This window comes from Pseudomonas sp. SST3 (genome assembly GCF_003325755.1).
The window spans coordinates 156894-169045 of sequence record NZ_QORI02000001.1; the positions used below are offsets into that span (position 1 = coordinate 156894).

General features: G+C 61.8%; 8 protein-coding genes and 3 pseudogenes. 4 read left to right on the top strand and 7 right to left on the bottom strand.

All coding sequences use genetic code 11. The features are described 5' to 3' along the window. Positions 1-62: 62 nt before the first annotated feature. Complete coding sequence (locus DQ405_RS00795; RefSeq protein WP_168422468.1) at positions 63-2522, bottom strand: glycogen/starch/alpha-glucan phosphorylase; 2460 nt, start codon at positions 2520-2522, stop codon at positions 63-65. Positions 2523-2720: 198 nt separating this feature from the next. On the opposite strand from DQ405_RS00795, the pseudogene DQ405_RS00800 reads away from it, so the two are divergent. Then, positions 2721-3124, top strand: a pseudogene (locus DQ405_RS00800) (YkgJ family cysteine cluster protein). A 132-nt stretch (positions 3125-3256) separates the two neighbouring features. Continuing rightward, positions 3257-3709: a thioesterase domain-containing protein gene (locus tag DQ405_RS00805; RefSeq protein ID WP_168422469.1), complete on the top strand. Its 453-nt coding sequence runs from the start codon at positions 3257-3259 to the stop codon at positions 3707-3709. Positions 3710-3848: 139 nt separating this feature from the next. Here DQ405_RS00805 and DQ405_RS00810 read toward each other — a convergent pair. The 6 genes and pseudogenes from DQ405_RS00810 to DQ405_RS00835 form a co-directional block, all read right to left on the bottom strand. After that, positions 3849-4543: pseudogene (locus DQ405_RS00810) on the bottom strand (carbonic anhydrase). 127 nt (positions 4544-4670) lie between these two features. Then, complete coding sequence (gene glsB, locus DQ405_RS00815; protein ID WP_168422470.1) at positions 4671-5579, bottom strand: glutaminase B; 909 nt, start codon at positions 5577-5579, stop codon at positions 4671-4673. Between the two features lie 85 nt (positions 5580-5664). Further along, positions 5665-5967 (bottom strand): P-II family nitrogen regulator, encoded by a 303-nt coding sequence (locus tag DQ405_RS00820; RefSeq protein WP_168422471.1) that lies wholly within the window; start codon positions 5965-5967, stop codon positions 5665-5667. A gap of 2 nt (positions 5968-5969) precedes the next feature. Continuing rightward, entirely contained in the window at positions 5970-6911 is a 942-nt protein-coding gene (locus DQ405_RS00825) for a sodium-dependent bicarbonate transport family permease (protein ID WP_168422472.1), read from the bottom strand. Between the two features lie 73 nt (positions 6912-6984). Continuing rightward, positions 6985-8802, bottom strand: a complete 1818-nt coding sequence (oadA, locus tag DQ405_RS00830; protein ID WP_168422473.1) for a sodium-extruding oxaloacetate decarboxylase subunit alpha — start codon at positions 8800-8802, stop codon at positions 6985-6987. Between the two features lie 10 nt (positions 8803-8812). Beyond that, positions 8813-10228, bottom strand: coding sequence for an acetyl-CoA carboxylase biotin carboxylase subunit (locus tag DQ405_RS00835; protein ID WP_168422474.1), 1416 nt, complete (start codon positions 10226-10228; stop codon positions 8813-8815). A 195-nt stretch (positions 10229-10423) separates the two neighbouring features. Between DQ405_RS00835 and DQ405_RS00840 the strand changes: the two genes are divergently transcribed. After that, a complete protein-coding gene (locus DQ405_RS00840) occupies positions 10424-11371 on the top strand; it encodes a LysR family transcriptional regulator (protein ID WP_168422475.1) in 948 nt (315 codons plus the stop codon). Between the two features lie 107 nt (positions 11372-11478). Beyond that, a pseudogene (locus DQ405_RS00845) lies at positions 11479-12141 on the top strand (GntR family transcriptional regulator); the annotation flags it as partial. Positions 12142-12152: the final 11 nt, after the last annotated feature.

Consider the following 12152-nt stretch of genomic DNA (forward strand, 5'->3'; position numbering starts at 1 on the left):
TTGCAGGTCGAGTCGATCGCCCTGCAGCCTGTCGCAGGTTACAGAGCGACTTGATCGATGCATCAGAGCACCTTCCAGATCTCCTCGGCGTATTCACGGATAGTCCGGTCCGAGGAGAACCAGCCGGTGCGGGCGGTGTTCAACACGGCGGAACGCCACCAGCTGTCGGCGTCACGCCAGCGTGCCTCGACCTCCAGCTGCGCTTGCCAATACGCCTCGAAGTCGGCGCAGACCATGAAGGTGTCGTGCCACTTGAGACCATCGATCAAGGCCGTGTAGCGCGATGGATCATCCGCCGAGAAAGCGCCATTGCGAATCGCCATCAGCACTTCATTAAGCCGTGGTGAATCGATGATGGTGGCCTCGGCGTTATATTCATTGGCCTGCTTGCGCGCCTCGACCTCCTGGGCGGTCATGCCAAATATGAACATGTGCTCGGCACCGATCTGGTCGCACATTTCGACGTTGGCGCCGTCGAGCGTGCCGATCGTAAGCGCACCATTGAGGGCGAACTTCATGTTGCTGGTGCCCGAGGCCTCGAGCCCTGCGGTAGATATCTGCTCGGACAAATCAGCGGCCGGGATAATGCGTTCGGCCAGGCTGACGTTGTAGTTAGGCAGAAACACAACTTTGAGCAGGCCGCGCACCGTCGGGTCATCATTGATGGTGCGCGCGATGTCGTTGGTCAGTTTGATGATCAGTTTGGCCGTGTGGTAGCTGGCCGCCGCCTTACCCGCAAATATCTTCACCCGCGGCACCCAATGGCAGCCCGGATCGGAGCGAATCGCCTGATACAGCGCCACGGTGTGCAGCAGATTGAGCAGCTGCCGCTTGTATTCATGAATGCGTTTGACGTGCACGTCGAACAGCGCGTTCGGATCGAGGCTGATGCCCAGTCGCTCCTGGATCATGCGAGCCAGAAGCTGCTTATTGTCCAATCGCTGAGCGGCGAATCGGGCGCGGAAATCCGGCTGATCGGCGAAAGGCTCCAGCTGGCGCAGCATGGTTTCCGGCGCGTCGAGCAGCTCGTCACCAACGTGTTCAACCAGCAATCGGGTCAGCTGGGGATTGGACTGGTACAGCCAGCGGCGGAAGGTGATGCCGTTGGTCTTGTTGCTGATGCGTTTGGGATACAGCGCATGCAGGTCGGTGAAGACTGTTTCGCGCATCAGCCCGGTATGCAGCGCCGACACGCCGTTGATGCAGTGCGAACCGAGGAACGCCAGATTGCCCATGCGCACCCGACGGCCATGACCTTCCTCGATCAGCGATACCGAGCGCAGCAGATCGACGTCATGCACGCCGCGTTCGCGCAGCGCATCGAGATGCTGCGCATTGATCAGGTAGATGATCTGCATGTGGCGCGGCAACAACCGCTCCATCAACCCCACGGGCCAGGTCTCCAAGGCCTCCGGCAGCAATGTGTGGTTGGTATAAGACAGGGTGCCGACGGTGAGCTCCCAGGCCTTTCGCCAGGGAATGTCGTGTACGTCAACCAACAGTCGCATCAGCTCCGCTACGGCGATCGCCGGGTGGGTGTCGTTGAGCTGGATGGCGGCGAACTCCGGCAGGTTCAGTAGCGTGCCACGCTGATCCAGGTGCCGCCGTATCAGGTCCTGCAGCGAGGCGGCGACGAAAAAGTATTCCTGACGCAGCCGGAGCTCCTGACCGGCTTCGGTGCTGTCGGCCGGATACAGCACCCGCGAGATGCTTTCGGCGCGGGCTTCCTCCGCGACCGCACCGATATGGTCGCCAGCGTTGAAGCGTTCCAGATGGAAATCCGCCTCGGCGCGGGCACGCCACAGCCGCAGCGTATTCACACTCGCTCCGCGCCAGCCGACCACCGGTGTGTCGTAAGCAATGGCGCGCACGCCTTCGGCCCAATGCCAGAAGTGCTTGGGCTGCTCTTGCCCGGCGGCGTCGTGCGGCATGGCCGTGACGCTACCTCCGAAACCGATCAGATAGCTGACCTCGGGGCGTTCAAATTCCCAGGGGTTGCCGAAATTCAGCCAGGTTTCGGTCTGTTCATGTTGCCAGCCGTCGACGATGGCCTGGCGAAAAAGCCCGTGATCGTAGCGAATCCCGTAGCCATGGGCGGCGATACCCAACGTCGCCATGCTTTCCATGAAGCAGGCCGCCAGGCGACCCAGGCCGCCATTGCCCAGCGCCGCGTCCGGTTCGGTCAGGCGAATGCGCTCGAAGTCCACATCGACCTCAGCCAGCGCCTGGCGGGCAGTGTCCAGCAGCCCCAGGTTACTCAAACTATCGGTGAGCAGCCGACCGATGAGAAATTCCAGCGAGAGGTAATACACGCGCTTCTTACCCTCGCGGTAACCCTCACGCGTGCGGTCCATCCACTGGTCGATCATACGGTCGCGAGTGGCCAGCGCCACCGCCTCGAACCAGTCATGGTCGGAAGCATGTTCCGGGTCCTTGCCGATCGAGTAGGTCAGTTTGCTGATGATCGCGTTGCGGAAGGCCGTGACTTCATCGGCATTGGGGACAGTCGACTCTTGCGTCATGGGCAGACCTCATGGAGCTAGGGAGTGAGAATGCGTTCATGGCAGCACCCGGCTGCCTCGCAAAGGGCAATGCAGACAGGCTTGCAGGTTTCGGCCGAGTCTGCGCGACCGCCTGTCCGTGGTTCGACTCGTCGGATTCGCTGGAAATTCCACCCGCGGTCGTTATGATCGCGCGCCGCCATTACCGAAACCGCCGCCATGAAGACCCGCTTTATTGCTCTGCCGACCCCGACCACCTGGAAACCTGGGCGCGCTACGGCAATGGCCTGTGCGGCGATTGCCAAGCGACCTGCTGCACTTTGCCGGTCGAGGTACGCATCGATGACCTGATCCGCCTGGAGGTGGTCGATGCTTCGAGCGCGATGAGCCCGCGAAGCAGGTCGCAAAGCGCCTGAGCAAAGCCGGCATCATTGGGCACTTCAATCAGAAGCCCGGGATCTTCACCCTGGCCCGCATGGCCGATGGCGACTGCCTCTACCTTAGATCGCCAGACCCGCTTGTGCACGGTGTACGCCAAACGACCCGACACCTGCCGCAATCATCCGAGGATCGGCCCACGCCCCGGTTACTGCGCCTACCAGCAGAAAACTGTCGTTCGCTAAAGCGCTGGATCGAACCGCCGAACGGCGTCCGGGAAGCCGCAAAAAAGCGCGCGTGGAAACTGGCAATCTCGTGACTCAGCAGTCATGCTTGACGTCTGCCTGTATCTGCAAACGTTTAGGAATCCGCCCGGCATGAGCCGCGATAGCCGCTATCTGGAAGCCATCCTGCATCACGACATCCCACTGACCCGGGCGATGGGCCTGCGTGTCGAGCAGTGGGAAAACCACGAGCTGCGCTTGAAAGTGCCGCTGCAAGCGAACATCAACCACAAGAGCAGCATGTTTGGCGGCAGCCTGTATTGCGCGTCGGTACTGGCTGGTTGGGGTTGGTTGCACCTGCGCCTGCGCGAGGCCGGGATCGACGACGGTCACATCGTCATTCACGAGGGGCAGATCGACTATCCGCTACCCGTCGTGGACGATGCCACCGCCATCTGTTCCGCGCCGAGCGACGAGGCCTGGAATCGCTTCGAGACCATCTATCGCCGTCGTGGCCGTTCACGCCTCACGCTGAACAGTCGGATCCTCGCCGCCGACGGCCGCGATGCCGTGCGTTTCACCGGTCAGTTCGTGCTGCATAAGTAGCGCCAGACGAGATCCGTTCCACACCGTCGACCGTCCGGCCGACAACCTGCTTTGGCGTTCGCGCGGCGATGCCGCCTATGGCCAGTGGGTCGATCGCCGGACCGCAAGGCGCCCTAACGGCACCTTGCTTGAACACCTCTCAAACGTAGCGCGACTTGGGCGTGGCCATCGGCAACGGACCGTCGCCGATCAGACGGAACTCACCGCGTGCTGCATCGTACGCCCGGATCTCGCTGGTGCCGATGTTGTACACCCAGCCATGAATGAACAGCTGACCGCTGGCGAGCCGCGCCGCCACAGACGGATGGGTGCGCAGGTGATCGAGTTGAGCCAGCACGTTTTCCTCGGTGAGAATGCCCAGGGTGTTGTGGTCGGCGCAGCCGCAATTTTCTTCCACCACCGTACGAGCCACCTCGCATGCCGCAGCCAGGTCTTGACGGTCGGCATGCCATCCAGGCTGGCCGGGTTCAACACCGCCTTCATCGCCCCGCAATCGGAATGGCCGCACACGATGATGTGGTGAACGCCAAGCGCCATCACGGCGAACTCGATGGCAGTCGACACGCCGCCGTTCATGATTCCGTAGGGCGGCACGATGTTGCCGACGTTACGCGTGACGAACAAATCACCTGGCGAACTCTGAGTGATCAGCTCCGGCAGGATGCGTGAATCTGCGCAGGTGATGAACATGGCACGCGGCGTCTGCTCGTGGGCCAGCTTACTGAACAACTCGCGCTGCTCAGGGTAGACCTCTTCACGGAACTGCATGACCCCCGCGATGAGATTGTCGAGCGCCTCCTGCGCTGTTTCGGTCGTTTTGTCTTCGAGACTCATAACGCGATCTCTCTAGTGGTTGGATAGGTTCGACGGTGCACGCCGAGCGCTCGGCACCGCGAAGATGTGACAGGCGGTAACGAAAGGGGCTGCGCCCCGTGTGGCAGCCGGGCCTCCCGAGTCATCCTCAGAAGATAGACCAGCCGATGCGTTGCGATAGCTTCTCCAGTGCAGCCATGCCGATCAGCGAATTGCCGGCTTGGTTCAGTTCCGGCGACCAGACGCAGACCGTGAAGCGCCCCGGTACCACCGCCACGATCCCGCCGCCGACCCCGCTCTTGCCGGGCAGACCGACACGGTAGGCGAAGTTGCCGGCCTCGTCGTAGAGGCCGCTGGTGGCCATGATGGCGTTGACCTGTTTGGCCTGACGCGGGCTCAGCACAGGATCGCCACCCTCCAGACAGGCCCCGTCGCGGGCCAGGAAGCCGAACGCACGGGCCAGATCGATGCAGCTCATGCGTAGCGCGCAATGATGAAAATAGCTGCGCAGCACCGCCTCGACATCGTTATGAAAGTTGCCAAAGGCTTGCATCAGATACGCCATCGCAGCATTACGCGCACGATGCTGGTATTCCGACTCCGCAACCCGCGAGTCGGATGCGATCAGCGGGTTGCCCGACAGGTGCCGTACGAAGTCGCGCATGGACAGCGCCGGCACGGCAAAGCGCGACTGGTTGATGTCGCAGATCACCAGCGCACCCGCATTGATGAAGGGATTGCGCGGCCGGCCGCGCTCGAACTCCAGCTGCACCAGCGAGTTGAACGGCTGCCCGGACGGTTCATGGCCCAGCCGCTCCCACAGCGTTTCACCGCCATGCTGAATCGCCTGGACCAGGCTGAAGACCTTGGAAATACTCTGGATCGAAAACGGCGTCTTGGCATCCCCGGCGTAGTAGAGCTCGCCCGAGGCACTGTAAACGGCGATACCCAGCTGATCAGCCGGCACGTCTGCAAGCGCAGGAATGTAATCGGCCACCTTGCCCTGCCCCAACAGCGGGCGGACTTCATCGAGGATCTCTTCAAGCAGCGCTTGCATATCGTGCGGCTCCAACCAGGTCTGTTGGATGGACGCCTCATCCGGATGCCGCATCACAGCCGGCCACGATTCTTCGACATGCCCATCAGAACTTGCCTGGCCTCAGCACCTGCACGTCCGCCAAGTAACAGACCATGGCGAAGTTATCGTAGTAGCTGACCTGCAAGTGCTCGGCGATGCGCTCGGCCAGCTCGCGGTTGCAGATGATTTCCAAGCGAATGTTGCCATCGGTATCCCAGCCAGCGCTGCGTACGCCGCGGCTGCCTCGTCCGCGCGCTTCGGACAGGGTCCAGCCAGGCGCACCCAGGTGATCGAGGTCGGCCACCAGTTTCTTTTCCAGCGCCGCTTCGCAGATAACGGTGAGCAGCGTTCGAGTCGCGGTCGTCATGTTCACAACCCCCAGGCAATCAGAGTTTCGGCCAGCGCCAGGTACAGCGGTATGCCGACCAGGATGTTGAATGGAAAAGTGATCCCCAGCGACGCGGTCAACGAGAGCGAGGGGTTGGCTTCCGGCAATGCCAGGCGCATGGCCGCCGGCACAGCAATATAGGACGCACTGGCTGACAGCGTGGCGAGCATCGCCGTACCGCCAAGCGAAAGCCCCATCAGCCGCGCCAGCAACGCCCCGACCAGCGCACCCAGCAAGGGCATGCCCAGACCGAACACTGCCAGGCGCAGGCCATAGCGGCGCAGCGAGCCGAGCTGGCCAGACGCGATCAGCCCCATCTCCAGCAGGAACAGCGCCAGCACCGGTTTGAACATGCTGGTATAGAACGGCTCGAGCGGTTTGATGCTCTCCTTGCCGGCGATGGCACCAATGATCAGCCCGCCCAGCAGCAGCATGATGCTTTTGCCGAGAAATATCTCGCGGCCCAGCTCACGCCAATTGGTGTCACGGGTGATGTCTTTGGCCAGAACGATGCCGACAAGAATCGCCGGTATTTCCAGGATCGCCACGAATAGCGGCATGTAGCTTTCGAACGCGATCTTGTTGGCCAGCATGAAGGCCACAACCACAGCGAAGGTGCCAGCGCTCACCGAACCGTAATGCGCCGCAACGCTGGCCGAGTCGATTCGTGAAAAGCCCAGCAGGCGCAGCATCGGAAAAGCCAGCAGCGGCAGCGCGCAGCCCAGCAGCAGTACCAGGGCGGATTGACCCAGCAGCGCCGCGCTGGCCTGTTCGGCAAGCTCGACGCCCCCGTGCAAACCGATAGCCAGCAACAGCAGTATGGACAGCGTTTCGTACAGTGCCGGCGGCAGTTTCAGTTCGCTCTTCACCAACCCGGCAAACAGGCCGAACAGGAAGAACAGCACTACTGGGTCGAGCCCCATCGATACCTCCGGATCCGTCATCACAGGTTAAACAGACAAAAAAGGGAGCCTTTCGGCTCCCAGGGGACAGCTGTCAGGCTTCAATCTCTATCAGAAGATCACCAGGGGTCACCCGGTCACCTTTAGCCACGTGCACCGCTTTCACCGTTCCGGCGATGGGCGCCTGGATTTCGGTTTCCATCTTCATCGCTTCACTGATCAGCACCGGCTGTCCGGCTCTGACCGTATCGCCTTCCTTGACCAGCACATCGACCACGTTGCCCGGCATGCTGGTGCTGACATCGCCTGGGCCGCTGGCCTGCTTGCGCTTGCCACTGCCGCCGCCACCGACGAAGTTGTTCAGCGGTTCGAACACCACCTCCTCCGGCATGCCATCAATGGACAGGAAGAAGTGCCGCTTACCTTCGCCCTTGACGCCCACACCGGTGATATCGACGCGGTAGGTTTCGCCGTGCACATCGATAACAAATTCGGTGGGCACACCCTCGTCGCCCGCGGCGGTCGTAGCAGTTCCATCCGGGATTGCCAGCAGCACTTCGGGCTGCAGCGTGCCGGCCTCGCGCTCTTCGAGGAATTTTCGACCGATATCCGGGAACATGGCGTAGGTCAGCACGTCTTCTTCATTGCGGGCCAGCGCGCCGATCTCCTGGCGCAGCTTGTCCAGCTCCGGCTTGATCAGGTCGGCGGGACGCACCTCGACGATCTCCTCGCCGCCGATAGCCTGGCGCTGAAGCTTGGCGTCGATAGTGCCTGGCGCCTTGCCGTAGCGACCCTGCAGGTAGAGCTTCACTTCGTTGGTGATGGTCTTGTAACGCTCGCCGGCCAGCACGTTGAAGAACGCCTGGGTGCCGACAATCTGCGAGGTCGGCGTGACCAGCGGCGGGTAGCCCAGGTCTTTGCGAACGCGCGGAATCTCGGCCAGCACCTCATCCATGCGGTTAAGCGCACCCTGTTCCTTGAGCTGGTTGGCCAGGTTGGAAATCATCCCGCCGGGCACCTGGTTGACCTGAACGCGGGTGTCGACGCCGGTGAATTCGCTTTCGAACTGGTGGTACTTCTTGCGCACCGCGTAGAAGTACAGGCCGATTTCCTGGATAAGCTCCAGATCGAGGCCTGTGTCATACGGCGTGCCGCGCAGTGCGGCGACCATCGACTCGGTGCCTGGGTGGCTGGTGCCCCAAGCCATGGACGAGATTGCCGTGTCGATGTGGTCGGCGCCGTTTTCGATGGCCTTGAGCTGGCACATGCTGGCGACGCCGGCGGTGTCGTGAGAATGGATGAACACCGGCAGATCGATCTCGGCCTTCAACGCACGCACCAGATCGCCGGTGGCGAATGGGGTCAGCAGACCGGCCATGTCCTTGATGGCAATGGAGTCGACGCCCATGTCGCGCATCGCCCGGCCCTGCTCGACGAACAACTCAACGGTATGCACCGGGCTGGTGGTGTAGGCGATGGTGCCCTGCGCGTGCTTACCGGTTTTCTTCACTGCGCGGATGGCTGTTTCCAGGTTCCGCACGTCATTCATCGCATCGAATATGCGGAACACATCAATGCCATTGTCGGCCGCCTTTGCACAGAACGCCTCGACCACGTCGTCGGCGTAGTGGCGGTAACCCAGCAGGTTCTGCCCGCGCAGTAGCATCTGCAGGCGGGTGTTGGGCAACGCGGCCTTGAGCTGGCGCAGGCGTTCCCAGGGATCTTCCTTGAGAAAGCGTACGCAGGCGTCGAACGTAGCACCTCCCCAGACTTCGAGCGACCAGTAGCCGACCCGGTCGAGCTTGTCACAGATTGGCAGCATGTCCTCGGTGCGCATGCGGGTGGCCAGCAGCGACTGGTGAGCGTCACGCAGGATGGTGTCGGTAACGGTGATTTTCTTCTGAGCAGTCATGGTTCGTTCCTCACAGGCCTGCGTGGGCGGCGATGGCGGCGGCGATGGCCAGGGCCAGTTCGCCCGGCTTGCGTTTGATCGAGTAGTTCAGCAGCTCCGGATGGTTGTCGACGAAGCTGGTATTGAACTGTCCGCTGCGGAAATCCGGATTTTCGAGAATCTTCTGGTAGTAGCTGGCAGTGGTCTTCACGCCCTGCACACGCATGTCATCCAGCGCGCGCGAGCCTCGGGCCAACGCCTCTTCCCAGGTCAGCGCCCAGACGATCAGCTTCAGGCACATCGAATCGTAGTAAGGCGGAATGGTGTAGCCGGTGTAGATCGCCGTGTCGGTGCGTACGCCCGGCCCACCAGGGGCGTAGTAACGGGTGATCTTGCCGAAGCAGGGCAGGAAGTTGTTGCGCGGCTCCTCGGCGTTGATGCGGAACTGCAGGGCGAAGCCGCGATACTGGATGTCTTCCTGCTTGACCGAAAGCGGTAGGCCGGAGGCAATGCGGATCTGTTCGCGAACGATGTCGATGCCGGTGATTTCCTCGGTGATGGTGTGCTCCACCTGCACCCGGGTGTTCATTTCCATGAAGTACACCTCGCCATCGGCGAGCAGGAACTCCACGGTGCCGGCGTTCTCGTAACCCACCGCCTTGGCCGCGCGCACCGCCAGGTCGCCGATATAGGCGCGCTGCTCCGGGGTGAGCTGTGGGCTTGGCGCGATCTCGATGAGCTTCTGGTTGCGCCGCTGAATCGAGCAGTCACGCTCGAACAGGTGCACGGTATTGCCGAAGGAGTCGGCAAGGATCTGCGCCTCGATGTGCTTGGGCTCGACGATGCATTTTTCGAGGAATACATCAGCCGAACCGAAGGCCTTGGTCGCCTCGGAAATCACCCGGGGATAGGCCTGTTCCAGTTCTTCTCGTGAGTTGCAGCGGCGGATGCCACGACCTCCACCACCGGATGTCGCCTTGAGCATCACCGGATAGCCGATGCGCTCGGCCTCGCTCAGCGCCTCGCTCACATCCACCACATTGCCTTCGGTGCCCGGCGTGACCGGCACACCGGCCTTGATCATGCTGCGCCGCGCTTCGGTCTTGTCGCCCATGCGGCGTATCACTTCGGCGCTGGGGCCGACGAAGCGGATGCCGCGCTCGGCGCAAATCTCGGCCAGCTCGGCATTTTCGGACAGAAAGCCATAACCGGGATGCAGCGCATCACAGCCAGTTTCCACAGCCAGGTTCACCAGCTTGCGGGGGTTCAGGTAGCCGGCCAGCGGGTCTTCGCCGATGAAATGTGCCTCGTCGGCACGCTTGACGTGCAGCGCGTGACGATCAGGCTCGGCGAACACCGCCACCGAGCGAACGCCCATTTCGGCGCAAGCCCGCACGATGCGGACGGCAATTTCACCGCGGTTGGCGATCAGCAGCTTCTTGATCACGCTTCGTCCCTCGGATCAGTGAGCAGGCAGTCCAGTTCGGACCGGTGGATTCGCCGCTTGGCGATGCGTTTTACCCTACGCCCTAGGCAGTAATTACCGAAAATGAATAATTGTTTGGTTACGCATAAGCAATGGCTTATAGATAACGCCTGACCACGCCAGATTCAACGGCTAATCCTTCCGACTGGAGTACTTATGAGAAAGTCCTTGATGCGCATGACGCTGCGCCAGCTCCGCGTATTTCGGGCGGTCTGCGATAACCATTCCTACAGCCGGGCCGCAGAGGAGATGGCGCTGACGCAGCCCGCAGTGAGCCTGCAGATCCGGCAGCTGGAAGAGCTGCTCGGGCAGCCATTGTTCGAGTACACAGGCAAGAAGCTCTACCTCACCGAAGCGGCTGAAGCACTCAAACGCACCAGCGAGGATATCTTCGGCAGGCTGGAAAGCCTCGACATGCAGCTGTCCACTTTGCAGGGCTCGCTGCAGGGTCAACTGAAGCTGGCCGTCGAATCGAGTGCCAAATATTTCGTGCCGCACCTGTTCGCATCGTTTCGCGAACTTCACCCGGAAGTCAGTCTTCAGCTGGTGGTGGTCAATCATGCCCAGGCGATCCATCGTCTAAGTGCCAACCGCGACGACCTGCTACTGATCTCTCAGGTGCCGGCGGATATGGATCTGGAATTTCTGCCCTTCCTCGACAACGCCATCATCGCCGTCGCACCGCCGGGTCATCCGCTCTGCCAGAGGCCGCACCTCAACCTGCAGGACCTGACCGCATGGCCGCTGCTGATCCGCGAGCAGGGCTCCGGCACCCGGCGCGCCGCCGAGCAATATTGCGATCAGAAGCGCGCGCATTTTCCGCAGATCATGGAGCTGGGTTCGCTGGAAGCCCAACGTGAAGGCGTACTGGCCGGCCTGGGGCTGGCGCTGCTGCCTCGGCACGCCGTGCTCCGTGAGCTGGAAAGCGGTGCATTATGCGAGCTCCCGGTCGAGGAATTACCGCTGATGCGCAGCTGGTGCCTGGTGCATCCACGCGGCAAATACCTCTCGCCGGTGGCACAAACCTTCTTCGCCTTCGCCCGTACCGAACGGCAACGCATCAACGCTCTGGCGCGGCGCTTCAGCGGAGCCGAGAAAGGCTGACGGCGCGCTGCACTCGCACGAGGCGGCATCTGCTTCGTCGGAAAAAATGAAGCGAGCCGGCGTATACGATATCCTCAAACGCATTCACTTCCGTCGAGCTTGCGACTGTGCCCCTCAAATCCTTCAACGCCCCGAACCTGGGCATCGTTCCCTCGGCTTCCGAGGTCATCGCCAAGCACCTGCGCGAGGCGATCATCAGCGGCCAGTTCGCCGAGGGCGAACCGGTGCGCCAGGATGACGTGGCGCGGCTGTTCAACGTCAGCAAGATTCCGGTACGCGAAGCGCTGAAGCGCCTGGAAGCCGAAGGACTGGTGTCATTCCAGCGCAACAAAGGCGCTGTGGTAACGGTGCTGACCGAGCCGGAACTGGCGCAGATATTCGAAGTGCGGGTGCTGCTGGAAACCCAGATCATCCGCCTCGCCGTGCCCAACATGACCGAGGACACCTTTGCCCACGCCGAATCCATTTGTGCCGAATTCGTCCATGAGGACAATGCGGCACGTTGGGCCGAGCTGAATTGGGCGTTCCATGCCTGCCTCTACGGACCGGCGGAGCGGCCGTTCATGATGCAAATGATTCGCTCGATTCACGACAAGGTCGAGCGCTACCTGCGAGTCCAGATGAGCATTCACGAGGGCAAGCACGGCGCCGATCTGGAGCACCGTGAAATCCTGCGGGCCTGTCGCAACGGCGATGTGGACCTGTGTGCCGAACTGATCGAACGCCACATCATCGGCGTCTGCCGGGCGCTGTTCGAACACCTGCCCCATGGCCACCGCTG